Raw genomic sequence first — 26017 nt, 5'->3', positions numbered from 1 at the left:
CCGGGTTACATCTCGATCTCGATATCCCCTTTTGCCCGGCAGCAGCAGGGCAAAATTTCACCTTCGTTGATGAAGGCCAGCGGTTCGGTTATCCAGTCGACCTGGCCGGTGACCAGACGACAGCGGCAGGAACCGCAGTAGCCTTCGCGGCACTGGTATTCAACGGCAATCTGGTGGGATTCCAGCGCAACAAGCAGGGAGGGGTGCTCTTCCTGGCACAGAAGCTCTGTGCCAGAAAGACGAAGCGTCACGCGGCTCATCAGAGCTGGAAGCTGCTCAGGTCGTCAGTATCCACTTCAGAGTCAATCTGACCCACCAGGTAGGAGCTCACTTCCACTTCCTGTGGTGCGACCTGCACGTTATCAGAGACCAGCCAGGTGTTGATCCACGGGATGGGGTTGGAGCGGGTCTGGAACGGCAGATCGAGTCCGACCGCCTGCATGCGGATGTTGGTGATGTACTCAACGTACTGGCAGAGAATATCTTTATTCAGGCCGATCATTGAGCCGCCCTGGAACAGATATTCCGCCCACTCTTTCTCCTGCTGTGCCGCCTGGACAAACAGGTCATAGCTCTCCTGTTTGCACTCTTCAGCAATCTCGGCCATCTCCGGATCGTCTGCGCCGCTGCGCAGCAGGTTCAGCATATGCTGAGTGCCGGTCAGGTGCAGCGCTTCGTCGCGGGCGATAAGGCGAATAATTTTGGCATTGCCTTCCATCAGCTCGCGTTCCGCAAAGGCAAAGGAGCAGGCGAAGCTGACGTAGAAACGGATCGCTTCCAGCGCGTTCACGCTCATCAGGCACAGGTAGAGTTTTTTCTTCAGTTCACGCAGGTTCACGGTGACGGTTTTGCCGTTCACGGTGTGCGTGCCTTCACCCAGCAGATGCCAGTAGCTGGTCATCTCGATCAGATCGTCATAAAAGTGGGAAATGCCTTCCGCACGCTTGAGGATCTGTTCGTTGGTCACGATATCATCGAAGACGATCGCCGGATCGTTGACGATGTTACGGATGATATGGGTGTAGGAGCGGGAGTGGATCGTCTCGGAGAACGCCCAGGTCTCGACCCAGGTTTCCAGCTCAGGGATGGAGATCAGCGGCAGCAGCGCCACGTTTGGGCTGCGCCCCTGAATGGAGTCCAGCAGCGTCTGATACTTCAGGTTGCTGAGGAAGATATGTTTTTCGTGATCCGGCAGAGCCTGGAAGTCGATGCGGTCGCGGGAAACGTCAACTTCTTCCGGACGCCAGAAGAAGGAGAGTTGCTTCTCAATCAGCTTTTCGAAGATGTCATATTTTTGCTGATCGTAGCGTGCCACGTTGACCGGCTGGCCAAAGAACATCGGCTCTTTTAGCTGGTCGTTTTTCTTCTGTGAAAAGGTGGTGTATGCCATGATTGTGTCCTGAAAATCGTAGGCCGGGTAGCGAAGCGCCACCCGGCATTGATATTAAATCTTACATGCGCCACTTTCGCAGCCATCGTCCTGGATTGAAGGCGCCAGGTCGTCCTGTGCATCTTCAGCACCGTCACGGGTGTTTTGATAGTACAGGGTTTTCACGCCAAATTTGTAGGCGGTGAGCAGGTCTTTCAGCAGCTGCTGCATCGGCACTTTCCCTGACGGGAAGCGTGACGGATCGTAGTTGGTGTTGGCAGAGATCGACTGGTCGATGAATTTCTGCATAATACCCACCAGTTGCAGGTAGCCATCGTTATTTGGCATCTCCCACAGCAGCTCGTAGTTATTTTTCAGCAGCTCATAATCCGGCACCACCTGGCGCAGGATACCGTCTTTGGAGGCTTTGATGCTCACGTGACCGCGCGGCGGCTCAATACCGTTGGTGGCGTTGGAGATCTGCGAGGAGGTCTCGGACGGCATCAGGGCAGAGAGCGTGGAGTTACGCAGGCCGTGAGTCTTGATGGATTCGCGAAGACGCTCCCAGTCAAGATGCAGCGGCTCGTTGGCAATCGCATCCAGGTCTTTCTTGTAGGTGTCGATCGGCAGAATGCCTTTGGAATAGGTGGTTTCGTTGAACCACGGGCATGCACCTTGCTCTTGCGCCAGCTCGTTCGAGGCTTTCAGCAGGTAGTACTGAATAGCTTCGAAGGTCTGGTGCGTCAGGTTGTTGGCGCTCCCATCGGAGTAACGTTTGCCGTTTTTCGCCAGCCAGTAGGCATAGTTAATAACGCCAATGCCCAGCGTACGACGACCCATCGCACCGCGTTTCGCCGCCGGGATTGGGTAATCCTGATAATCCAGCAGCGCGTCCAGGGCACGCACGGCCAGCACGGCCAGCTCTTCCAGTTCGTCCAGGCTGTTAATCGCACCCAGGTTGAACGCAGACAGCGTACACAGGGCGATTTCGCCGTTTTCGTCGTTCACGTCTTCCAGCGGTTTGGTCGGCAGGGCGATCTCCAGGCACAGGTTTGACTGACGCACTGGCGCAACAACCGGATCGAATGGGCTGTGGGTGTTGCAGTGATCGACGTTCTGAATGTAGATACGACCAGTCGAGGCGCGTTCCTGCATCATCAGGGAGAACAGTTCAACCGCTTTCACGCGCTGCTTACGGATGCTGTCATCTTTTTCGTATTTGGTGTACAGACGCTCGAACTCATCCTGGTCGGCGAAGAAGGCGTCATACAGACCCGGGACGTCGGACGGGCTGAACAGGGTGATGTCTTCACCTTTCAGCAGACGGGTGTACATCAGCTTGTTGATCTGGACGCCGTAGTCCATGTGACGCACGCGGTTGCCTTCCACGCCACGGTTGTTTTTCAGTACCAGCAGGCTTTCGACTTCCAGATGCCACATTGGGTAGAACAGGGTGGCTGCACCGCCACGCACGCCGCCCTGGGAGCAGGATTTCACCGCGGTCTGGAAGTGCTTGTAGAACGGAATACAGCCAGTGTGGAAGGCTTCGCCGCCGCGAATCGGGCTGCCCAGCGCACGAATACGACCGGCGTTGATGCCGATACCAGCACGCTGGGAAACGTATTTCACAATGGCGCTGGAGGTGGCGTTAATAGAATCCAGGCTGTCGCCGCACTCGATCAGCACGCAGGAGCTGAACTGGCGGGTTGGGGTGCGCACGCCGGACATGATCGGCGTCGGCAGAGAAATTTTGAAGGTGGAAACGGCATCGTAGAAACGCTTCACGTATTCCAGACGGGTTTCACGCGGGTAGTTAGAGAACAGGCAGGCCGCCACCAGAATGTAGAGGAACTGGGCGCTTTCGTAGATCTCGCCGGTCACGCGGTTCTGGACCAGGTATTTTCCTTCCAGCTGCTTCACCGCCGCGTAGGAGAAGTTCATATCACGCCAGTGATCGATAAACCCGTCCATCTGCTTGAACTCTTCTTCCGTGTAGTCTTCCAGCAGATGCGTGTCGTACTTGCCAAGCTCGACCATCTTCACCACATGATCGAACAGCGCTGGCGGCTCAAACTGACCGTAGGCTTTCTTACGCAGGTGGAAAATGGCCAGACGGGCAGCCAGATACTGATAATCCGGTGCGTCGCGGGAGATGAGATCCGCCGCGGCTTTGATAATGGTTTCGTGGATATCAGACGTTCTGATGCCGTCATAGAACTGGATATGGGAGCGCAGTTCAACCTGGGAAATCGATACGTTATTCAGCCCTTCTGCTGCCCAGTCGAGAACTCGATGGATTTTGTCCAGATTGATACGCTCGGTAGCACCGTCGCGCTTTGTCACCAGCAGACTCTGATTCATGTGGGTTTTTACCTGTCCGTGAAAAATGAAAATATCCCCCGTTTATCCACAGACCTCTGTGGATAAATACTACATGTAGGGGTTTTACGATAAGGATAACGCAAGATGGTGAGTATTCTAGTAAGGATTCTTTTCAGCACAAGAGTTGATTTTGAGGTTAAATTGAGGTTGTGAAAGGGTAAAAAAGCGTAAGTCCTCGTACCGTAAGGCCTGGACGTGATGTCAATATTTGAGAAAAAAAAATGAAAATTTGATCGACTGCTGATTTCTTCAACGAGTGGTCAAAAATGCGCAACGGACCGCTGCGCATTCGTCAGAAAAAGCGTGGCTAAGCTTAGTCTTTTTTAGCGGTGGTATGGAGCATGTAGTTAACGTCCACGCCTGGCGCCAGTTTGAATTTGTCAGTGAGAGGGTTGTAGTGCAGCCCGGTCATATGCTGCTCTTTCAACCATGTGTTGTCTACCCAGCTCAGCAGTTCGGCCGGCTTAATGAATTTTTTCACGTCGTGGGTGCCTTTTGGCACCATCCGCAGCACATACTCCGCGCCGACCACCGCCATCAGCCAGGCTTTGCCGTTGCGGTTGATGGTAGAGAAAAACACCTGACCGCCCGGTTTGACCAGCGCCGCACAGGCTCTTACCACCGACTGCGGGTCAGGAACGTGTTCCAGCATCTCCATGCAGGTGACAACGTCATACTGATGGGCGTGCTCTGCCGCATGCGCTTCGACCGTTTCCTGTACGTACTCCACCTGAATACCGCTCTCCAGCGCATGCAGACGCGCCACCTGCAGCGGTTCAAAACCCATATCCAGCCCGGTTACCGTGGCGCCTTCGCGCGCCATACTCTCGGCCAGGATGCCGCCGCCGCAGCCCACATCGAGCACTTTTTTACCGAACAGACCGCCGGAACGCTCCGCGATATAGCCCAGGCGCAGAGGATTAATGCGGTGCAACGGTTTGAACTCACCTTCAAGATCCCACCAGCGCGAGGCCACGGCTTCAAATTTGGCGATCTCTTCGTGGTCGACGTTATCAGCCAACGGGGATTTTTCCGCATTCATGGACGCTTTTACTCCGTAATTTAAAGACGAGGAAGTATATCAGGATAACAAAGCAAATTAGTTTAAACCTAAGCGTGTGTGTTATAATTTCCGACCTTTGAATCCGGGATACAGTAGAGGGATAGCGGTTAGATGAGCGACCTTGCGAGAGAAATTACACCGGTTAACATCGAGGAAGAGCTGAAGAGCTCCTATCTGGATTATGCGATGTCGGTCATTGTTGGCCGTGCGCTGCCGGATGTCCGCGATGGACTTAAGCCGGTACACCGTCGCGTACTATACGCCATGAACGTATTGGGCAATGACTGGAATAAAGCGTACAAAAAATCTGCCCGTGTCGTTGGTGACGTAATCGGTAAATACCATCCTCATGGTGATTCCGCGGTGTACGACACCATCGTCCGTATGGCGCAGCCATTCTCGCTGCGTTACATGCTGGTTGATGGTCAGGGTAACTTCGGTTCTATCGACGGTGACTCCGCTGCAGCAATGCGTTATACGGAAATCCGCCTGGCGAAGATTGCCCATGAACTGATGGCCGATCTGGAAAAAGAGACGGTTGATTTTGTCGACAACTACGACGGCACGGAAAAAATTCCTGACGTCATGCCGACGAAGATCCCTAACCTGCTGGTAAATGGTTCGTCCGGTATCGCCGTAGGTATGGCGACCAACATTCCACCGCACAACATCACAGAAGTGATTAACGGCTGTCTGGCCTATATCGACGATGAAGACATCAGCATTGAAGGGCTGATGGAACACATTCCGGGCCCGGACTTCCCGACGGCGGCGATTATTAATGGTCGTCGCGGTATCGAAGAAGCGTACCGCACCGGTCGCGGCAAGATCTACATTCGCGCCCGCGCCGAGGTCGAAGCCGATGCAAAATCCGGCCGTGAGACCATTATCGTCCACGAAATTCCGTATCAGGTGAACAAAGCACGCCTGATCGAGAAGATTGCCGAGCTGGTTAAAGAGAAACGTATTGAAGGTATCAGCGCGCTGCGTGATGAGTCTGATAAAGACGGCATGCGTATCGTGATTGAAATCAAGCGTGACGCGGTAGGGGAAGTGGTTCTTAACAACCTCTACTCCCTGACTCAGCTTCAGGTCTCCTTCGGTATCAACATGGTGGCACTGCACCATGGTCAACCGAAGATCATGAACCTGAAAGACATTCTGAGCGCGTTCGTCCGTCATCGCCGGGAAGTTGTGACCCGTCGTACGATTTTCGAACTGCGTAAAGCTCGCGACCGTGCCCACATTCTCGAAGCACTGGCGGTGGCGCTGGCAAACATCGATCCGATCATCGAACTGATCCGTCGTGCGCCAACGCCTGCCGAAGCGAAAGCCGGCCTGATTGCACAGCCGTGGGATCTGGGCAACGTCTCTGCGATGCTCGAACGTGCAGGTGACGATGCCGCGCGTCCTGAGTGGCTGGAGCCGCAGTACGGTATTCGCGATGGCAAATACTGGCTGACTGAACAGCAGGCACAGGCGATTCTGGATCTGCGTCTGCAGAAGCTGACTGGCCTTGAGCATGAAAAACTGCTCGACGAGTACAAAGAGCTGCTGGAGCAGATCGCTGAGCTGCTGCACATTCTCGGCAGCGCCGAGCGCCTGATGGAAGTGATCCGCGAAGAGCTGGAGCTTATCCGCGATCAGTTTGGCGACGAGCGTCGTACTGAAATCACGGCCAACTCCGCTGATATCAACATCGAAGACCTGATCAACCAGGAAGATGTCGTCGTCACCCTGTCCCACCAGGGCTACGTGAAGTACCAGCCGTTAACCGACTATGAAGCACAGCGTCGTGGCGGTAAGGGCAAATCAGCGGCACGTATTAAAGAAGAAGACTTTATCGACCGCCTGCTGGTTGCTAATACCCATGACACCATTCTCTGCTTCTCCAGCCGGGGCCGTTTGTACTGGATGAAGGTCTATCAGCTGCCGGAAGCGAGCCGTGGCGCGCGTGGACGTCCAATCGTCAACCTGTTGCCGCTGGAGCAAAACGAACGCATCACGGCGATACTGCCGGTTCGCGAGTACGCTGAAGGCGTGAACGTCTTTATGGCGACCGCCAGCGGTACGGTGAAGAAAACCGCCCTGACCGAATTCAGCCGCCCACGTTCTGCCGGCATTATCGCCGTCAACCTGAACGAAGGCGATGAACTGATTGGCGTGGATCTGACCTCAGGTTCCGACGAAGTGATGCTGTTCTCTGCCGCTGGTAAAGTGGTGCGCTTCAAAGAGAACGCGGTGCGCGCCATGGGCCGTACGGCCACAGGCGTTCGTGGGATTAAACTGGCGGGCGAAGACAGCGTTGTCTCGCTGATTGTTCCACGTGGCGAAGGCGCAATCCTCACCGTCACGCAGAACGGCTACGGTAAACGTACCGCGCAGGATGAATACCCGACCAAGTCCCGTGGCACCCAGGGCGTTATCTCGATCAAAGTCACCGAGCGCAACGGTTCCGTTGTCGGCGCGGTACAGGTCGATGATACCGACCAGATCATGATGATCACCGATGCCGGTACGCTGGTGCGTACCCGCGTGTCGGAAATCAGCGTGGTAGGGCGTAATACCCAGGGCGTGATCCTCATCCGCACGGCGGAAGATGAAAACGTGGTGGGTCTGCAGCGTGTCGCTGAGCCAGTGGATGATGAAGAACTCGACTCTATCGACGGTAGCGTGGCAGAAGGTGACGATGAAATCGCACCGGAAGCCGAAACCGACGATGATGCGGCAGATGATGCCGAAGAGTAATCTCTCCTGACGACAAAGGGCCGGTTTCCGGCCCTTTTCTTATGCAGGAGCCCTGAATTGCAGACAACCGAACATTGCGACGGCGGCGATTTACCGCTACCTTAACCCATTCCTTGTGATCCTGACGGCGGAGCCTCGCCCCCTTGAAATACCTCGTCTCCTTTCGAACCACGCTGAAAGTTTCTCGCTATCTTTTCCGGGCGCTGGCACTCCTGATTTGGGTGCTGATCGCGCTATTTTCGGTGTTTTATATCGTTAATGCGCTGCACCAGAAGGAACTGGAGATCCGTCAGGAGTTTAGCCTCAGCTACGATCAGGCCCAGCGCTATATTCAGCGCACCTCTGACGTCATGAAGGAGCTCAAGTATATTGCCGAGAACCGTCTGACGGCAGAAAACGGCGTTCTGGCTATCCGAGGGCGCGACAGTAAAACGGATGTCCCTGACTTTGAGCCTCTCTTCCCGGACTCGGACTGCTCGACGATGGGCTCCGCGTGGCGGGGTTCGCTGGAATCGCTGGCCTGGTTTATGCGCTACTGGCGCGATAACTTCTCGGCAGCCTACGATCTGAACCGTGTCTTCCTGATTGGCAGCGAAAACCTCTGTATGGCCGACTTTGGCCTGCGCAACGTACCGGTAGAGCGGGACAGCGCCCTGAAAAGCCTGCACGAGCGGATCATCAAATACCGCAACGCGCCGCAGGATGAGCGCGGTAACAATCTGTTCTGGATAAGTCAGGGGCCGCGTTCGGGGGTAGGGTACTTCTATGCGTTGACGCCGGTCTATCTGGGCAATCGTCTGCAGGCGATGCTCGGCATCGAGCAGACTATCCGTATGGAGAACTTTTTCACCCCGGGTAATCTGCCGATGGGCGTGACCATTGTCGATGAAAATGGCCATTCACTGATATCGCTGGCCGGGCCGGAATCGCGCCTGAAGATCGATCCCCGATGGATGCAGGAGCGCTCATGGTTTGGTTACAGCGCCGGTTTTCATGACCTGGTGATGAAAAAAAGCCTGCCACCGTCATCGCTGAGCATCGTCTACTCCGTTCCGGTGGATATGGTGCTGGAGCGTATCCGCATGCTGATCCTTAACTCAGTGCTGCTGAACGTGCTGGTGGGGATTGCGCTGTTTACCCTCGCGCGGATGTACGAGCGCAAAATCTTTATTCCGGCGGAGGTCGACGCCCAGCGTCTTGAAGAGCATGAGCAGTTCAACCGTAAGATCGTCGCCTCTGCCCCGGTGGGGATCTGTATCCTGCGCACCCTTGACGGTACTAACATTCTTAGTAACGAGCTGGCACATAACTACCTGAATATGCTCACCCATGAGGACAGACAGCGACTGACGCAGATTATCTGCGGGCAGCAGGTCAACTTCGTCGATGTATTGACCAGCAATAACACCAACCTGCAGATAAGCTTTGTGCACTCGCGCTACCGTAATGAGAACGTGGCCATTTGCGTGCTGGTGGATGTCTCCGCACGCGTCAAAATGGAAGAGTCGTTGCAGGATATGGCCCAGTCCGCGGAACAGGCCAGCCAGTCTAAGTCGATGTTCCTCGCAACCGTCAGCCACGAGCTGCGAACCCCGCTGTACGGGATTATCGGTAACCTCGATCTGCTGCAGACCAAAGAGCTGCCACGGGGCGTTGACCGTCTGGTGACGGCGATGAACAACTCCTCCAGCCTGCTGCTGAAAATTATCAGCGATATTCTCGACTTCTCCAAAATCGAGTCCGAGCAGCTAAAAATTGAACCGCGTGAATTCTCGCCGCGCGAGGTAATGAATCATATCAGCGCCAACTATCTGCCGCTGGTGGTGCGTAAGCAGCTGGGGCTGTACTGCTTTATTGAGCCGGACGTGCCGCTGTCGCTGCAGGGCGATCCGATGCGTCTGCAGCAGGTGATCTCGAACCTGCTCAGCAACGCCATTAAATTTACCGATATGGGCTGCATTGTGATGCACGTGAGTCGGGCAGGAGACTACCTGAGCATTCGCGTGCGTGACACCGGGGTGGGTATTCCGGCGAAAGAAGTGGTTAAACTCTTCGATCCTTTCTTCCAGGTGGGAACGGGCGTGCAGCGTAACTTCCAGGGCACCGGGCTGGGGCTGGCGATCTGTGAAAAACTGATCAGCATGATGGACGGCGATATCTCTGTGGATACCGAACCGGGCATGGGCAGTCAGTTCACTATTCGTATCCCACTCTATGCGGCGCAGTCTCCGGCCAATACGCTGATCGAGGGGTTAAGCGATAAACGCTGCTGGCTGGCGGTCAATAACGCCTCGCTGTATGCCTACCTGGAGTCATTGCTGACGTCACACGGCATCCGGGTGGCGCGCTACGCCGGGCAAACGCCGGACGCAGAAGATATGCTCCTTACCGACGATGAGCTGACGCAGCCATGGCAGGGTAAAGCGGCAGTGATCTTCTGCCGTCGTCATATCGGCATCGCGCTGGAGCGTGCGCACGGCGAGTGGGTGAACAGCGTGGCCTCGCCACATGAGCTGATCGCGCTGCTGGCGCGTATCTATCGTGTGGAACTGGACAGCGCGGACGGGACGACGTCGCTGCCATCACCGGAATCAGTACAGTCGTTAAATGAGGACATGATGATCCTCGTGGTAGATGACCATCCGATCAACCGTCGCCTGCTGGCCGACCAGCTTGGCTCGCTGGGCTATCAGTGCAAAACTGCGAATGACGGCGTTGACGCCCTGAACGTGCTGAGCAAAAACCATATCGATATTGTTCTGAGCGACGTGAACATGCCGAATATGGACGGCTATCGCCTGACCCAGCGTATTCGACAGCTTGGCCTGACGCTGCCGGTGGTGGGGGTTACCGCTAACGCGCTGGCAGAAGAGAAGCAGCGTTGTCTGGAGTCGGGCATGGACAGCTGTCTTTCCAAGCCAGTTACGCTGGACGTGCTGAAACAGACGCTGTCAATATACGCAGAGCGGGTAAGGAAGACGCGAGTATAGGGGGCGGCCTGATACCCTCACTCCCACTCTCTCCTTTCGTCCGAGGAATTAAACATAAAAAAAGGCAACTTACGTTGCCTTTTTGCTTTTACTTTGCCATCCGGCAATTTGCACAACTACTCTTTATCTGCCGGACTCAGCGTCACGGAAGAGAGATAGTTCAGCAGGGCGATATCGTTCTCCACGCCTAGCTTCATCATCGCAGATTTTTTCTGGCTACTGATGGTCTTAATGCTGCGGTTGAGCTTCTTGGCAATTTCGGTCACCAGGAAACCTTCGGCAAACAGACGCAACACTTCGCTCTCTTTAGGTGACAGACGTTTGTCGCCGTAGCCACCAGCGCTGATTTTTTCCAGCAGACGAGAGACGCTTTCCGGGGTGAATTTCTTCCCTTTCTGCAGCGCGGCCAGCGCTTTTGGCAGATCGGTTGGTGCGCCCTGTTTCAGGACGATCCCTTCGATATCGAGATCCAGAACGGCGCTTAAAATCGCCGGGTTATTGTTCATGGTCAGCACGATGATCGAAATGCTGGGGAAATGGCGCTTGATGTATTTGATCAGCGTAATCCCGTCACCGTACTTATCTCCAGGCATGGAAAGGTCGGTGATGAGCACGTGCGCATCAAGCTTAGGCAGGTTATTAATCAGTGCTGTGGAATCTTCAAATTCACCGACTACATTCACCCACTCGATCTGTTCAAGTGATTTGCGAATACCGAACAGTACAATCGGATGGTCATCGGCAATAATTACGTTCATATTGTTCATGTATAGGGCTACCTTGCTACAGCAAGCTTTTGACATAGGCGTCAATGTCGCTGATGTATTTTTCTATGCTGGCGGCATCTTTCTCACGAATAAGATGTTCCAGCGTTTCACATAATTGCTTGCCTGGAACCAGATTAAGCATGGCAAACACCCCTTTGAGCCGGTGTGCTGTCTGAGCCAATGCCGCGAAGTCATTCACGGCCGATTCAGTATACAACCTCTTAACATCATCTGGTACTGTGTCTACAAAGAGCGAATAATATCCGCTGGCATGAAGTTCAGCATTTTCATTGCCGCCCAGTGGGGATTCCGGGATCGTTTCCTGTGCCAGCTGCTCCTCTATTAGTTGTAGTACAGCTTCCTGCATAGCATTGCTCATATTAAAGTTGACGCGCACCTGGCCTGGGCCAATTTTTCGCACGCCTGGCTCATCATCGCTTAAAAGCAAGCCCGAGGCAGTAAGATTAGACGGATTATCCGTTAAATAGAGATCATATTCTTGACTTGCCAGCCGTTCGTCAGGCGAGATACAGCTTGCGCCCCAGTTTTCCAGCTGACGAACCACAATATTACGGATCTCATTTGAGGTCACGTCCACCATGATCACTACGTCATCCAGCAGGCGTTCATCTTCCTCTGCTTCCTGCGGGCTGGCCGCCATTTTGACGTGCAGCGAATAGCGGGTGCCCAGCGACTCACGCGCTTTGATATTCAGATGACCGCCGAGTTTACGTGCCAGCTGATCGCAGAGCCAGAAGGTAAGGGCATTGGCCTTGCCATAGTTGTCGCCCTGGGTCTCATTAAGGAACGGGAAGTGCAGATTGTCGATTTCACTGGCCGTAACCCCTTCGCCGGTATCAAGAATACGGAAGGTGAGGCGGTCGTCGGCCGATTCATCGCTGCTTACTTCGAGGGTAATTTTTCCGATCTGGGTAGTGGTGACCGCGTACTGGATCAGCATCAGCAGGATACGGCGCAGGGCGTCACGGTCGCCATGACGTTCATCGTTGGCGCGCAGCGGGTTATTAATCAGCAGCTGCAGCCCCTTGCGCTTGATCACTGGCAGCACTTCCGGCACCACTTCATCGATCAGATCCTGAATGGAGAACAGCGACGCCGTGCTCTTCCAGGTGTCATTTTCCAGCATATTGGCAAGCTGGATCTCATCCACCAGTCGCACCAGCGTATCGGCATGACCTGACAGCTGCAGGCTCTCCGGGCTGGATAAGTGGGCGGCTTCACTGGCCAGCGCTTTCAGCGGTAGCTTGAACGCCTCGCCAATATTTTGCATAAACGCCGCACGGCCCTGCTGGTTTTTTTCATACAGTCTTTGCGCCTGCTTGAGTTTTTTATTGACCAGCACCTCGCGATCCTGATCGCGAATAATGAAAATTTGCGTCCGCGACGCCACCTGGCTGCGGAACTGACGGATTTCGTACAGCTCATTATTAATGGTGGCCTGAATGACTCCCTGGTGCTGATCGGCCATGCTGGTGATGTTTTGCAGATTCAGGTGCGGCAGCAGGTGATCGGCAATTTTGTTGCTGATAACAGTCCGGTTGGCCTCCTGATCGTGCACCAGCAGGCCGAGCGGCAGCACAGAGACAATCTCTTCATTCAGGGCGCGAAGTACGCGCAGTTCGTTGTTCGTACCGGCCGAAACGGGAACATCGCTCTGGCGACCCGGCTGCGAACGGAAAGTGCTGTAACCAAACAGCGCCAGTGCCAGCAGACCGATATTGAGCAGCAGCGGCAACAGAATATTTTGCAGGGTATCCAGCAGCAGCGTACCAAAAGGTACCTGCCAGACCAGCCGCATGCCTGTGGTGTTCAGCGATGAAGCAATTTCAATTTTCGAACCATTAAAGGAGATAGAGACGCTGTCAGGGCTCTCTTTATCCGTCGGCACGCGCAGATTTTGCACCGAGTTGTCCTGCTCCAGGCGGAAGCTGTCGAGCGGCATGTCCGGCGGGATCAGATCGTTGATCGGCAGATCGAAAGCCACCACCGTTGCCAGATGGCCCGGCTGATTGAAAGTGGTGCGCAGGGTAAAGTAGTGGCCATTTTGCCAGGCCAGCCGACGCAGGGAAGAGAAACTTTCGCGCTCATCCAGGGCGTTAGCCTGTTGTAGCATCTCAGCGCGGCGGGAATCCACAACATTACCTACGGATGTCTCTTTAAACCCGGAGGAGAGATCCTTAAGCGGCAGGGTAGAGATCAGGATCATGCTGTTGTCCTGACCGTTGAGATAGTACATCGACCAGGGAACCGTCTCTGCGCCCCACAGCGTATCCAGATAGGTCGACATCCGCTGAGTCATCTCCAGCGTGGCGCTGTCGTGGGAGCCGAAAATCAGGGCTTCGGTTTTACGTCGCGTTTTCTCAAGGTAATAGACGTCCTGTTTCAGGCGCGTCTCCTGTAAGCCTTCAGCAGAGGAGGTCGTGGGAGTTGCCGCAATGTTGTCGTAAATCTGCCAGGTGGCGTAGCGCCAGGTGTCGATGCGTTTATGCAGCGCGTGGCTGATATCGACAATCTGATAGCTGCGGTCTTTGAGCCAGGTATTGACCGCGCTCTGCACCATCACGCCCATGGTCACTAACAGCACAACGATCAATAGAAGAAAGAAACGAGTAATGCTGCCCGGAAGCAGGGAGAACTTGTTCGCGGCTGTGGTTTCAGACTGACTCATTAATGTGTTTGACCCGTTATGGCTGCGCTTCAGGCGAATAGGGCAGTATAAAGCGTAATAATCGAATTTCCAGCCTCACGCTACCGCAAAGGCTGACTTTTTCGCGTCGTTGCGCAAAGCAAAACGATTGTCTTAAATCTGTACGGTCATGTAAAGATTGTACAAATAACTGACAATAGATGAAAAAAATAGCACGAATAAACAAGAAATTAAATTACCCATTAAATTTCTATGACTAAAAAAAGAAAGAAAAGATTTAATTAATAATCGTTATAGTTTCAGGTGGGTAGCACAAATATTTAAATTTGCGTAAAGATGAGTAAAAAAAAACCGAATGCATTGCATTCGGTTCCATTCTGGATAAACAGACATTCAAAATTGAATGACGGTAATAAATAAAGTTAATGATGATAGCGAGAGATATTTTAGTAGTCGGAGCCATTTTTGTTTTGTCAATCAGTGCTATAATTTATTTTTGTGTAACTTGTTGATTTTAATGATTTATTTTAACTTTTTGATTTTTGGTGCTTTATTTTTTAACTTATTGTGCGGCCAAAAAGTTCCCTTGTATTTACAAAATGAAACATCTATACAGCAATATGAAACATCTTAAAAGTTTTCGTATCATATTCTTATTGGATTATTCTGTATTTTTGAGGAGAATGAACTGGCCGACTGGTTAAGAGGGTTAATCAGTAAGCAGTGGTAATAAAAGACATATAACAGAGGGTTAAAATAATGAAAGTTAAAGTACTGTCCCTCCTGGTGCCAGCACTGCTGGTAGCAGGCGCAGCGAATGCGGCTGAAATTTACAACAAAGACGGCAACAAATTAGATCTCTACGGTAAAGTAGACGGTCTGCACTATTTCTCTGATGACGATGGCGCTGATGGCGACCAGACCTACATGCGTATCGGCTTCAAAGGCGAAACTCAGGTTAATGACCAGATCACCGGTTACGGCCAGTGGGAATACCAGATTCAGGGTAACACCACCGAGAGCGACAACCAGTCCTGGACGCGTGTGGCCTTCGCGGGTCTGAAATTCGCTGAAGCAGGTTCTTTCGACTACGGTCGTAACTACGGCGTGATCTACGACGTAACCTCCTGGACCGACGTTCTGCCAGAATTCGGCGGCGACACCTACGGTTCCGATAACTTCCTGCAATCCCGTGCTAACGGCGTTGCGACCTACCGTAACCAGGACTTCTTCGGCCTCGTTGATGGCCTGAACTTTGCTCTGCAGTATCAGGGTAAAAACGGCAGCGTAAGCGGTGAAAACGATACCGGTCGTAGCACCCTGAAACAGAACGGTGACGGCTTCGGCGGCTCCCTGACCTACGATCTGGGCGAAGGCTTCAGCGTAGGCGCGGCAGCAGCCTCTTCTAAACGTACCGCAGACCAGAACGCTGCAGGCGTTTACGGTGACGGCGACCGCGCTGAAGTATACAGCGGCGGCCTGAAATATGATGCGAACAACCTGTACCTGGCAGCGCAGTACTCCCAGACCTACAACGCAACCCGTTTCGGTAACTCTCAGTCCGACAGCGATGTTTATGGCTTTGCTAACAAAGCGCAGAACTTCGAAGTGGTTGCACAGTACCAGTTCGACTTCGGTCTGCGTCCATCCGTGGCTTACCTGCAGTCCAAAGGTAAGGACGTTAGCAACGGTAACACCAACTTCGGCGACCAGGATCTGCTGAAATATGTTGATGTTGGCGCGACTTACTACTTCAACAAAAACATGTCCACCTATGTGGATTACAAAATCAACCTGCTGGATGATAACTCCTTCACCCGTCAGGCTGGCGTTAGCACTGATGACATCGTAGCACTGGGTCTGGTTTACCAGTTCTAAGTCTTACGCCGTATTGTAAAAGGGGCCAACGGGCCCCTTTTTTTGGTTTTGCTATCAGGCCCTTACAAAGCCTGTTTTTTGGTGTACTCTTGCCGGTCCCAGGCTCGAGGATAATAACGAATGGAAATTACTTTTCTGCGTGTCGGCTTCCTGGCGGCACTGTTTATGCTCTCTGCGTGCGATGCCCCGGCGCCACAGGTAAAGAGCGAAACCGCCGCCGCGACGGTACTGGAAGGGAAAACGATGGGCACCTTCTGGCGCGTCAGCGCGATCGATCTCTCCGCTTCTCAGGCAGAAGAACTGCGCGAAAAGATTCAGTCTCAGCTGGACGGCGACGATCAGCTGATGTCCACCTATAAAAACGATTCGGCGCTGATGCGCTTTAACCAGTCGAAGAGCACCTCCCCCTGGCCGGTGAGCGAAGCGATGGCGGATATTGTCACCGAATCGCTGCGGGTGGGCTACAAAACCAACGGCGCGATGGATATCACCGTTGGCCCACTGGTTAACCTGTGGGGTTTTGGCCCGGACAAGCAGCCGGTGAAAACCCCTGACCAGGCGCAAATTGACGACGCCCGTGCGCAAACCGGCCTGCAGCACCTGACCGTCATTAATCAGGCCGGCCAGCAATACCTTGAAAAAGATATTCCCGATCTGTTTGTCGATCTCTCGACGATAGGTGAAGGCTATGCTGCCGATCACCTGGCCCGCCTGATGGCGGAGGAGGGGATCTCCCGCTATCTGGTGTCGGTGGGTGGGGCGCTGGTCAGTCGCGGCATGAACGCCAGCGACAAGCCCTGGCGCGTGGCGATCCAGAAGCCGACCGATGAGCAAAACGCCGTACAGGCCATTCTCGATATCAACGGCCACGGCATCAGCACTTCCGGCAGCTACCGCAACTATTATGAACTGGATGGAAAACGCATTTCACATGTGATCGATCCGCAAACCGGTCGTCCGATTACCCACAACCTGGTGTCGGTGACGGTGATCGCCCCGACGGCCCTGGAAGCCGATGCCTGGGATACCGGCCTGATGGTGCTGGGGGCGGAAAAAGCCAAAGAGATCGTGCGTCAGCAGGGTCTGGCGGTCTATATGATCACCCGCGAAGGGCAGGGCTTCAAAACCTGGATGTCCCCGCAGTTCGCCAGTTTCCTCGTCAACGGGGCGAATTAAAAAGCAAGGTTGCAGGTTTTTGTCGGCTGGCGCTCAGGCAGGCTATGAGTATGCTTACATAAGGAGCCGATCATGAAAAAGCCGAACCTGAATAATGATGACGAACGCTGGCTGGCGGTGCTGGCCCGCGATCCTGATGCCGACGGTGAATTTGTGTTTGCCGTGCAGACCACCGGTATTTTCTGCCGTCCTTCATGCCGGGCGCGCCACGCACGACGCGAAAATGTGCACTTTTATCCCGATGCCCGCAATGCGGAGCTGGCGGGTTTTCGCCCCTGTAAACGCTGCCGCCCGGACCAGCAGGATCCCCAGGCGCAGCGCGTCGCCACTATCGAAAAAGCCTGCCGGTTGCTGGAGCAGGAGCAGCCCCTGACTCTGGAGATGCTGGCGCAGCAGGTGGCAATGAGCCCTTATAATCTTCATCGTCTGTTTAAATCTTACACCGGCATGACGCCGAAAGGCTGGCAACAGGCTGCCCGGGCAAAAAGGCTCCGCCATGCCCTGGCGAAGGGCGAGAGCATAACCGATTCCGTGCTGGCGGCAGGTTTCCCTGACAGCAGCAGTTACTATCGCAAGGCCGATGCCACGCTTGGAATGACCGCGAAGCAGTTCCGCAACGGCGGGGAAGAGACCACCGTGCGTTATGCCCTGAGCGACTGCACGCTGGGGCGGTGTCTGGTGGCGGAAAGCACGCGCGGGATCTGCGCGATTTTACCCGGCGACGACGACAGCGCCCTGATTGCCGGGCTGGAAGCGATCTTCCCTCACGCCCGACGGGAACAGGCAGATGCCGCGTTCGCGGCGCGTGTCGCCCAGGTGATCGCCAGCGTGGATAACCACACCGTGGCGCTCGCGCTGCCGCTGGATATTCGCGGCACCGCCTTTCAGCGCCAGGTCTGGCAGGCCCTGCGCGCCATACGTAGCGGTGAGACGGCAAGCTATCAGCAGGTGGCCAATGCTATTGGTCATCCCGGCGCGGTACGGGCTGTAGCCCGGGCCTGCGCTGCTAACACCCTGGCGATCGTGATTCCCTGCCACCGGGTGGTGCGTAGCGATGGCGGGCTGGCGGGCTACCGCTGGGGCACGGCCCGCAAAGCGGCTCTGCTGCGTCGTGAAGCCAAAAAAGAGGAGGTGTGATGCTCGATCTCTTTGCGGATGAACAGCCCTGGCATGAGCCGCTGGCACCCGGGGCGGTGATCCTGCGACGCTTCGCGCGGGCAGAAGCCGCCGCGTTATTACAGGGCGTTGAACAGGTGTCCGCCGCGTCGCCGTTTCGCCAGATGGTCACCCCCGGGGGATACACCATGTCAGTGGCGATGACCAACTGCGGCGGGCTGGGCTGGACCACCAATCAGCGGGGCTATCTCTACTCCCCACTCGACCCGCTTACCGACGCCACCTGGCCGCCGATGCCGGAGGCGTTTGCTACCCTGTGCCATGAGGCCGCCTGTGCGGCCGGTTATCCTGATTTCCAGCCGGACGCCTGTCTTATCAATCGCTACGGCATCGGGGCGAAGCTCTCGCTGCATCAGGATAAAGATGAAGCGGACCTGCGGGCGCCGATTGTCTCGGTGTCGCTCGGTCTTCCCGCCATCTTCCAGTTTGGCGGATTACGTCGTAACGCTCCCCTTAAGCGCCTGCTGCTTGAGCATGGTGACGTGGTGGTCTGGGGTGGGCCATCGCGACTGTTTTACCATGGCATTCAGCCGCTTAAGCCAGGTACGCATCCTCTCACTGGCGATTACCGCTACAACCTGACGTTCCGCCAGGCGGCGTATAACGAATAAAAATAAGAATTATTCTTGATGTAAGCGGCGAGCAGTTTACACTGCTGGCTGTTTTTTCTTGTCTGGATTGCTCTGCATGGAACTCCTGTTACTGGTCTGGCGCCAATACCGCTGGCCTTTTATCGCGGTGATGGCATTAAGCCTGCTCAGCGCCGCGCTGGGTATTGGGCTTATCGCCTTTATCAACCTGCGTTTAATTGAAACCGTCGATACCACCCTGATGGTGCTGCCGGAATTTCTCGGGCTGCTGATCCTGCTGATGGCCGTCACGCTGGGATCGCAGCTGGCGCTCACTACCCTGGGTCACCACTTCGTCTACCGCCTGCGCAGCGAGTTTATCAAGCGTATTCTGGACACCCAGGTTGAACGTGTGGAACAGCTGGGCAGCGCCTCGCTGCTGGCTGGCTTAACCAGCGATGTACGCTCAATCACCATCGCTTTTGTGCGTCTGCCGGAACTGGTGCAGGGAATTATTCTGACCTTTGGGTCGGCCGCCTATCTGGCCTGGCTCTCCACCAAAATGCTGGCGATCACCGCCCTGTGGATTGCGATCACCATCTGGGGTGGCTACATGCTGGTGTCGCGCGTCTATAAGCATATGGCGGTACTGCGCGAAACCGAAGATAAGCTCTATAACGACTACCAGACCGTGCTGGAAGGGCGCAAAGAGCTGACCCTCAACCGCGAGCGCGCCGAGCACATCTTCAACAACCTTTATATCCCCGATGCCCGCGAGTATCGTCATCACATTGTGCGTGCCGATACGTTCCACCTGAGCGCGGTCAACTGGTCAAATATCATGATGCTGGGGGCGATTGGCCTGGTCTTCTGGATGGCAAACAGCCTCGGCTGGGCGGATACCAACGTCGCCGCCACCTATTCGCTGACGCTGCTGTTCCTGCGCACGCCGCTGCTCTCAGCCGTGGGCGCGTTGCCGACCCTGCTCAGTGCCCAGGTTGCCTTTAACAAGCTGCGTAAGTTCGCGCTGACGCCTTATAAAGCCGAATTCCCGCGCCCTGAGGCCTTTCCGGACTGGCAGACGCTGGAGCTGCGCAACGTCACCTTCCAGTACCAGGACAACGCCTTCTCCGTCGGGCCGGTCAACCTGACCCTCAATCGTGGCGAACTGCTGTTCCTGATTGGCGGCAACGGCAGCGGAAAATCCACGCTGGCCATGCTGCTGACCGGGCTGTATCAGCCGCAGTCGGGCGAGATCCTGCTGGACGGTAAACCGCTCAGCGCCGAAAAACCGGAAGATTATCGCAAGCTGTTCTCCGCAGTGTTTACCGACGTGTGGCTGTTCGATCAGCTGCTGGGGCCGGAAGGCAGGCAGGCCGAGCCGGCGCTGGTGGACAAGTGGCTGGCGCACCTGCAAATGTCGCATAAGCTGGAGTTGCAGGATGGCAAAATCCTCAACCTCAAGCTGTCGAAAGGGCAGAAGAAGCGCGTGGCGCTGCTGCTGGCGCTGGCGGAAGAGCGTGACATCATTCTGCTGGACGAGTGGGCTGCCGATCAGGACCCGCATTTCCGCCGCGAGTTCTATCAGGTGCTTCTCCCGCTGATGCAGCAGATGGGCAAAACCATCTTTGCCATCAGCCATGACGACCATTACTTCATCCATGCGGACCGCCTGCTTGAGATGCGCAGCGGCCAGCTGACGGAACTGACCGGCGCGGAGCGTGATGCCGCGTCGCGCGATGCCGTAGCCCGTACCGCCTGAGTGTAACTGTGCCGGGTGGCGGCTCCGCCTCACCCGGTCTGCGTTTCTGCCCCTCCATCTGCTGTTTTTTTATCCTGTCCTCTCATCCGTTTATTAAAATTTACACAACCCCGCGCTATGCTTAATGCCAACTCATTTAATGGATTTATGATTGATGTCTGGATTAACCAAAAATAGCGCAAGGCTGCGCGATGAAGAGCGTGCGCGACTGATCTGGCTGATGACCACCGACAAAGCGCTTACGTCCTCCCTGCTGGGTAAACTGACCCTGGCTGAGCAATATGATGTCGGGACCTTAGCCGACGATATTGCTGAGGTAGGGGCGCTGGTGAAGCATTTGCCGCCGCCGGATCTCGCCGATACTCTCGAAGCGCTGCCCTCGGAAGAGCGCCATGCCCTGTGGCGGCTGGTAGAGGATCACGAGCGCGGTCAGGTACTGCTGGAGGCCTCCGAAAACGTCTGGGACGATCTGATCGATGAGATGAGCGACCACGCCATTCTCGACGCGGTGCGCACTCTGGATATTGATGACCAGCTCTACCTGGTCCAGCATTTGCCGCGAAACCTGACCGGGCGCCTGCTGGCGTCGCTGCCACCTCAGGACCGCGCACGCGTCCACCAGGTCATGCACTATGAGCAGGACCGCGTCGGCGCGATCATGGAGTTCAGCGTGATCACGGTACGCCCGGAGGTGACGCTGGGCGCGGTCCAGCGCTACCTCCGGCGTCTGGGCAAAATGCCAAAAAATACCGACAAGCTCTTTGTTACCTCCCGGGACAGAACCCTGCTCGGCGAGATTGCGCTACAGACTATCCTGCTGAATAGCGCCCGCTCGAAAGTCAGTGAGGTGATGGAAACGGAACCGATGCTCTTCTCCCCGGAAGACGATGCCGAAAAGGCTGCCCGCACCTTTGAGCGTGACAACCTGCTCAGCGCCGGGGTGGTAGATTCAGGGGGGAAACTGATGGGGCGCCTGACCATCGATGAGATCGTCGATGTGGTTTACAAAGAGACCGACAACGACATGCGCGCCCTCGGGGGATTAAGCGCCGAAGAAGATGTGTACGCCCCGGTGAGCAAGGCGGTGAAAACCCGCTGGGCATGGCTGGCGCTTAATCTCTGCACCGCCTTTATCGCCTCGCGAGTGATTGACGGGTTTGAACATACCATCTCGCAGCTGGTGGCCCTGGCTTCGCTGATGCCCATCGTGGCGGGTATTGGCGGCAATACCGGCAACCAGACCATCACCATGATCGTGCGCGCCCTGGCGCTCCAGCATATTCAGCCGGGCAACTTTAGCTTCCTGATCCTGCGTGAGCTTGGGGTGGCACTGATCAACGGCCTGGTGTGGGGCGGCATTATGGGGGGCGTCACCTGGTGGCTGTACGACGATATGGCGCTGGGTGGGGTGATGACCCTGGCAATGGTGCTGAATCTGCTGGTGGCGGCGCTGATGGGGGTACTTATTCCGATGATCATGACCCGCCTGGGGCGCGACCCCGCAGTGGGGTCGAGCGTGATGATCACCGCGATCACCGATACCGGGGGCTTCTTTATTTTTCTTGGGCTGGCGACGCTGTTTCTGCTGTAACAGCGCTTTTACGCCGCAGGCGGGCAGGGAGGATCGCCATCGCGATAATCCCGCCCACCACGCCAATCGCCAGATTGCCGGTTGAAACGGTGGCCCCGACGGTCACCAGCATTACCAGCGTTTCCGCAACCGGCGCGCCTTTTACCGTGGCAGGGCGAATACTCTGCCAGTTGAAGGTCTTGATGGCGACAATCGCCATGATCCCCGCCAGCACCGCCATCGGAATTTTCGCCATGACTTCGCTCAGGGCAGTGACCAGCACCAGCAGCACCAGACCGGCGGCAAAGGTGGAGACGCGGCTGCGCCCTTTGCCCATTTCGACGTTAACAATGGTCTGACCGATCATCGCGCAACCGGCGATCCCGCCAAAAAAGCCCGCCATGATATTTGTCACGCCGAGCCCCACGCTTTCGCGGCGCTTGCTGGACGGGGTTGCCGTCAGCTCATCCACCAGCTTCGCGGTCAGCAGCGACTCCATCAGGCCGACAAAAGCGATACTCAGAGCGCAGGGCCAGATAATGCTCAGGGTCTGCAGGTTGAGCGGCACCAGCATCTGGGTGATGCCCGGCAGGCCACCGCCCATGGAGCCTTCATCGCCTACGGTAGGAAGGATCTGACCGCTGGTGACGGTAAACAGCGTCAATACCACAATGGCAATCAGCGGCGAGGGGATGCTTTTAATGTAGCGCGGCGCCCAGAGCACGATTAACAGCGTCAGGACAAAGAGGCCGACGATCAGCGGGCTCTTACTCCAGAAATGGGGAACCTGGGCGAAGAAGATCAAAATACCCAGCGCGTTAACAAACCCGGTCATCACCGAGGCTGGTATAAAGCGCATCAGCCGCGCCATTCCCAGCGCGCCAAACAAGATCTGAATCACGCCCGCCAGCAGCACTGCCGGCAGAATATACTGAACGCCGTGCTGCGCCACCATCGGACCGATCACCAGCGCAACGGAACCGGCTGCTGCGGTCACCATTGCCGGACGGCCGCCCAGCACCGAGAGTCCCAGGCAAAGCACGACCGAGGCAAACAGGCTGACTTTCGGGTCTACACCCGCCACAACCGAGAAGGAGATCACTTCCGGGATCAGCGCCAGGGCGGTAATCACCCCGGCCAGAATTTCACGCACAAAAAGCGTTGGAGAGCGCAGCACGGTTGCTACGCGACCTTCATTGGGCATCAGAGATTGAGACATAAGCTTCGCAGGTTTGGGCGGGCTTCCGTGCGCGCGATCACAAAGTGCAGCATAGTAGCCAGAAAAGCGCCGTTTTGCCAGCCGGATGCGACATTTCCATACAAACATTCCACCATTAAATTTCACAATTACAATAATTTCTTAACCTTTAAACAATATTTAAATGTTGCTAATTTTGCCCCGCAGCTTATTTCACCTGCAATTTCCACGCATATAACTAAGGCATAGATGATGAAAAAAATGACTGCCGCGCTCTTTTCACTGGCCGTGGGGCTTAACGCCGTCTCCATGGCGGTGAAAGCGGACGCACCACAAGAGCAGAAAACAGACGTTCTTTTAATTGGTGGTGGGATCATGAGCGCCACCCTTGGCACCTATCTGCAAGAGTTGCAGCCGGACTGGTCCATGACCATGGTTGAACGCCTGGATGGCGTGGCGCAAGAGAGCTCCAACGGCTGGAACAACGCCGGCACCGGCCACTCGGCATTAATGGAGCTGAACTATACGCCGCAGAAAAAGGACGGCTCCATCAGTATCGAGAAAGCGGTTGAGATCAACGAAGCGTTCCAGATTTCCCGCCAGTTCTGGTCTCACCAGGTGAACAGCGGCGTGCTGCACGATCCGCACAGTTTCATTAACACCGTGCCGCACATGAGCTTTGTCTGGGGTGACGACAACGTGAACTTCCTGCGCGGACGTTATGCTGCCCTGCAGCAAAGCACGCTATTCCGCGGCATGAAGTACTCCGAAGATCACGCCCAGATCAAAGCGTGGGCGCCGCTGGTGATGGAAGGGCGCGACCCGAACCAGAAAGTGGCCGCCACCCGTACGGAAATTGGCACCGATGTTAACTACGGTGAAATCACCCGTCAGCTGGTGGGCTCTCTGCAGAAAAAAGAGAACTTCAACCTGGCGCTGAATACCGAAGTGCGCGGCTTTAAGCGTAACGCCGACAACTCCTGGAGCGTGACCGTCGCCGATCTGAAGCATAATGAAGAAGAGCACGTCATCAAGGCGAAGTTTGTCTTTATCGGAGCGGGCGGCGCGGCGCTGAAGCTGCTGCAGGAGACGGGGATCCCGGAAGCGGAAAATTACGCGGGCTTCCCGGTTGGGGGGCAGTTCCTGGTGTCGGAAAACCCGGACGTGGTGAATCGCCACCTGGCGAAGGTCTATGGTCAGGCGTCCGTGGGCGCGCCGCCAATGTCGGTGCCGCATATCGATACCCGTATGCTTGACGGTAAACGCGTGGTGCTCTTCGGGCCGTTCGCGACCTTCTCGACCAAATTCCTGAAGAACGGCTCGCTGTGGGATCTGCTGAGTGCGACGACTACCTCTAACGTCGGGCCGATGGTTGATGTCGGTCTGGATAACTTCGACCTGGTAAAATACCTGATTAGCCAGGTGCTGCTATCTGATGACGAGCGCTTTGAGGCGCTGAAAGAGTACTACCCGGAAGCGAAGAAAGCGGACTGGCGTCTTTGGCAGGCGGGCCAGCGCGTGCAGATCATCAAGCGTGATGAGGAAAAAGGCGGCGTGCTGCGTCTCGGTACTGAAGTGGTGAGCGATAAAGAGGGCACCGTGGCCGCGCTGCTGGGGGCATCCCCGGGCGCCTCTACCGCGGCACCGATTATGCTGCACCTGATGGAAAAAGTGTTCAAAGACAAAGTGGCGACCCCCGAATGGCAGGCGAAGCTGAAGACCATCATTCCGTCTTACGGCACCTCGCTGAACGGCAACGTTGACGCCACCGAGCAGGAACTGGAGTACACCAGCCGTGTTCTGCAGCTGAAGTATGAAAAACCGCAGGCACCGGATGCGGCACCTCAGCCTGAGGCGCAGGCGACCTCCCAGCCGGAAAGCAAACCGGTTGCGGATATCGCGCTCTGATGAAAAAAAGCCGGGTAAGTTAACCCGGCTTTTTTATTAACGTGTGACGGCGTTTTCGACCTTTTCATCAGCCTGCCAGATGCGGTATTTCACCTCTATATTCGCAGGCGTATACACCACAATTGGCAACTTGCTGTTGTAGCGCAGCAGGCTATGCTCGCCCAGACTGGCGGTCACAAATTTGGTGCTCTTTTTCCCTTCCGGGCAGGCCATCATGGTGGAGACCGGCGAGGTGACCTTATCAAAAACGTAGTAGTCGTAACCCCAGCCTTCCAGCGTCTTGCTGGTTAACTCACCGCCGAGGCGATGCACGTTACAATCCACTTCCAGCGTCTGGCCGATCAGCAGTTCAACTTTGTAATTCGCTTCATCTTGCTGCTCAGGCAGGTCGATCACCTGGCGTTTCATCCCCTGTTCCGCTGGCGGATACGGGGCCGTTTTGCTGAGCGGCTGGTTGGCACTGGTGGCGTATGCGCTGGCACAGGTCAGGGCCAGCAGTGCGACGAGGCATTTAGAGGCGTTTTTCACAGTCATTCCTTTTTATGTCAAACGATGGTCAACACACTACCATGAATAGTTTTTTTTGCCTTAGTTTTATTTTTAACTGGCGTATATCACTGATAAATGCCTTTTTATTTGGTTTAAAATTCTGGTTATGGCCGGTAAAGGGAAATACACAGGGGTGTAATAAACTTAACACCCCGGCGGCAGCGACAGGTACCGGGTTTCGCTTTTCACTACTGACGCGAATAATTCGTACTTCACACATGTGCGTTTTCAGGTTAAATAATTG

The 26017-nt window shown here is 55.4% G+C and carries 16 protein-coding genes and 1 pseudogene; 9 read left to right on the top strand and 8 right to left on the bottom strand.

The window, feature by feature from the left end; all coding sequences use genetic code 11:
- Positions 1–5: 5 nt before the first annotated feature.
- From yfaE to ubiG, 4 genes are all read right to left on the bottom strand, one after another.
- Complete coding sequence (gene yfaE / locus MXM41_RS06065; protein ID WP_325930521.1) at positions 6–260, bottom strand: class I ribonucleotide reductase maintenance protein YfaE; 255 nt, start codon at positions 258–260, stop codon at positions 6–8.
- The gene (gene nrdB / locus MXM41_RS06060) at positions 260–1390 is read right to left on the bottom strand and encodes a class Ia ribonucleoside-diphosphate reductase subunit beta (protein ID WP_325930520.1); all 1131 of its coding nucleotides are present in this window, start codon (positions 1388–1390) and stop codon (positions 260–262) included. The genes yfaE and nrdB overlap by 1 nt, the downstream gene beginning before the upstream one ends.
- A gap of 54 nt (positions 1391–1444) precedes the next feature.
- Positions 1445–3730 (bottom strand): class 1a ribonucleoside-diphosphate reductase subunit alpha, encoded by a 2286-nt coding sequence (gene nrdA / locus MXM41_RS06055; RefSeq protein WP_325930519.1) that lies wholly within the window; start codon positions 3728–3730, stop codon positions 1445–1447.
- 334 nt (positions 3731–4064) lie between these two features.
- Positions 4065–4793, bottom strand: a complete 729-nt coding sequence (ubiG, locus tag MXM41_RS06050) for a bifunctional 2-polyprenyl-6-hydroxyphenol methylase/3-demethylubiquinol 3-O-methyltransferase UbiG (RefSeq protein ID WP_325930518.1) — start codon at positions 4791–4793, stop codon at positions 4065–4067.
- A gap of 132 nt (positions 4794–4925) precedes the next feature.
- Here ubiG and gyrA point away from each other — a divergent pair, with 132 nt between their 5' ends.
- A complete protein-coding gene (gene gyrA, locus MXM41_RS06045; protein WP_325930517.1) occupies positions 4926–7562 on the top strand; it encodes a DNA topoisomerase (ATP-hydrolyzing) subunit A in 2637 nt (878 codons plus the stop codon).
- Positions 7563–7705: 143 nt separating this feature from the next.
- The gene (gene rcsC, locus MXM41_RS06040) at positions 7706–10552 is read left to right on the top strand and encodes a two-component system sensor histidine kinase RcsC (RefSeq protein WP_325930516.1); all 2847 of its coding nucleotides are present in this window, start codon (positions 7706–7708) and stop codon (positions 10550–10552) included.
- Between the two features lie 116 nt (positions 10553–10668).
- Here the strand turns inward: rcsC and rcsB are convergent, their stop codons facing one another.
- The gene (rcsB, locus tag MXM41_RS06035) at positions 10669–11319 is read right to left on the bottom strand and encodes a response regulator transcription factor RcsB (protein ID WP_032612710.1); all 651 of its coding nucleotides are present in this window, start codon (positions 11317–11319) and stop codon (positions 10669–10671) included.
- A gap of 16 nt (positions 11320–11335) precedes the next feature.
- Complete coding sequence (rcsD, locus tag MXM41_RS06030) at positions 11336–14008, bottom strand: phosphotransferase RcsD (protein ID WP_325930515.1); 2673 nt, start codon at positions 14006–14008, stop codon at positions 11336–11338.
- A 738-nt stretch (positions 14009–14746) separates the two neighbouring features.
- Here rcsD and MXM41_RS06025 point away from each other — a divergent pair.
- The 6 genes from MXM41_RS06025 to mgtE all read left to right on the top strand — a co-directional run bounded on the left by MXM41_RS06025 (position 14747) and on the right by mgtE (position 22139).
- Positions 14747–15865, top strand: coding sequence for a porin OmpC (locus MXM41_RS06025; RefSeq protein ID WP_325930514.1), 1119 nt, complete (start codon positions 14747–14749; stop codon positions 15863–15865).
- A gap of 120 nt (positions 15866–15985) precedes the next feature.
- Entirely contained in the window at positions 15986–17041 is a 1056-nt protein-coding gene (apbE, locus tag MXM41_RS06020) for an FAD:protein FMN transferase ApbE (RefSeq protein ID WP_325930513.1), read from the top strand.
- Positions 17042–17113: 72 nt separating this feature from the next.
- Positions 17114–18178, top strand: a complete 1065-nt coding sequence (ada, locus tag MXM41_RS06015; RefSeq protein ID WP_325930512.1) for a bifunctional DNA-binding transcriptional regulator/O6-methylguanine-DNA methyltransferase Ada — start codon at positions 17114–17116, stop codon at positions 18176–18178.
- Positions 18178–18828, top strand: a complete 651-nt coding sequence (gene alkB / locus MXM41_RS06010) for a DNA oxidative demethylase AlkB (protein WP_325930511.1) — start codon at positions 18178–18180, stop codon at positions 18826–18828. The genes ada and alkB overlap by 1 nt, the downstream gene beginning before the upstream one ends.
- Positions 18829–18904: 76 nt before the next feature.
- Positions 18905–20548, top strand: coding sequence for a multidrug ABC transporter permease/ATP-binding protein (locus MXM41_RS06005; RefSeq protein ID WP_325930510.1), 1644 nt, complete (start codon positions 18905–18907; stop codon positions 20546–20548).
- Positions 20549–20702: 154 nt separating this feature from the next.
- A complete protein-coding gene (mgtE, locus tag MXM41_RS06000) occupies positions 20703–22139 on the top strand; it encodes a magnesium transporter (RefSeq protein WP_325930509.1) in 1437 nt (478 codons plus the stop codon).
- On the opposite strand, the pseudogene MXM41_RS05995 reads toward mgtE, so the two are convergent.
- Positions 22102–23390, bottom strand: a pseudogene (locus MXM41_RS05995) (SulP family inorganic anion transporter). The gene mgtE and the pseudogene MXM41_RS05995 sit on opposite strands and share 38 nt — an antisense overlap.
- Positions 23391–23568: 178 nt before the next feature.
- Here MXM41_RS05995 and mqo point away from each other — a divergent pair.
- Positions 23569–25224 carry a malate dehydrogenase (quinone) gene (gene mqo / locus MXM41_RS05990; protein ID WP_325930508.1) on the top strand — a complete coding sequence of 552 codons (1656 nt, stop codon included), beginning with the start codon at positions 23569–23571 and terminating at the stop codon, positions 25222–25224.
- 36 nt (positions 25225–25260) lie between these two features.
- On the opposite strand, the gene eco is transcribed toward mqo, so the two are convergent.
- On the bottom strand, positions 25261–25758 hold the full coding sequence (gene eco / locus MXM41_RS05985) for a serine protease inhibitor ecotin (RefSeq protein ID WP_325930507.1): 498 nt from the start codon (positions 25756–25758) through the stop codon (positions 25261–25263).
- Positions 25759–26017 lie beyond the last annotated feature (259 nt).

The sequence above is a fragment of the Leclercia adecarboxylata genome, from assembly GCF_035787115.1.
GTDB classification, from domain to species: Bacteria; Pseudomonadota; Gammaproteobacteria; order Enterobacterales; family Enterobacteriaceae; genus Enterobacter; species Enterobacter adecarboxylatus_E.
Note: the sequence above shows the minus strand (reverse complement) of the source record. Positions and strands in the feature narration are given on the sequence as shown.

Coding starts and splice junctions, on each gene's coding strand:
- yfaE (WP_325930521.1), bottom strand. CDS start 260: ATGAGCCGCGTGACGCTTCGTCTTTCTGGCACAGAGCTTCTGTGCCAG.
- nrdB (WP_325930520.1), bottom strand. CDS start 1,390: ATGGCATACACCACCTTTTCACAGAAGAAAAACGACCAGCTAAAAGAG.
- nrdA (WP_325930519.1), bottom strand. CDS start 3,730: ATGAATCAGAGTCTGCTGGTGACAAAGCGCGACGGTGCTACCGAGCGT.
- ubiG (WP_325930518.1), bottom strand. CDS start 4,793: ATGAATGCGGAAAAATCCCCGTTGGCTGATAACGTCGACCACGAAGAG.
- gyrA (WP_325930517.1), top strand. CDS start 4,926: ATGAGCGACCTTGCGAGAGAAATTACACCGGTTAACATCGAGGAAGAG.
- rcsB (WP_032612710.1), bottom strand. CDS start 11,319: ATGAACAATATGAACGTAATTATTGCCGATGACCATCCGATTGTACTG.
- rcsD (WP_325930515.1), bottom strand. CDS start 14,008: ATGAGTCAGTCTGAAACCACAGCCGCGAACAAGTTCTCCCTGCTTCCG.
- MXM41_RS06025 (WP_325930514.1), top strand. CDS start 14,747: ATGAAAGTTAAAGTACTGTCCCTCCTGGTGCCAGCACTGCTGGTAGCA.
- apbE (WP_325930513.1), top strand. CDS start 15,986: ATGGAAATTACTTTTCTGCGTGTCGGCTTCCTGGCGGCACTGTTTATG.
- ada (WP_325930512.1), top strand. CDS start 17,114: ATGAAAAAGCCGAACCTGAATAATGATGACGAACGCTGGCTGGCGGTG.
- alkB (WP_325930511.1), top strand. CDS start 18,178: ATGCTCGATCTCTTTGCGGATGAACAGCCCTGGCATGAGCCGCTGGCA.
- MXM41_RS06005 (WP_325930510.1), top strand. CDS start 18,905: ATGGAACTCCTGTTACTGGTCTGGCGCCAATACCGCTGGCCTTTTATC.
- mgtE (WP_325930509.1), top strand. CDS start 20,703: ATGTCTGGATTAACCAAAAATAGCGCAAGGCTGCGCGATGAAGAGCGT.
- mqo (WP_325930508.1), top strand. CDS start 23,569: ATGAAAAAAATGACTGCCGCGCTCTTTTCACTGGCCGTGGGGCTTAAC.
- eco (WP_325930507.1), bottom strand. CDS start 25,758: ATGACTGTGAAAAACGCCTCTAAATGCCTCGTCGCACTGCTGGCCCTG.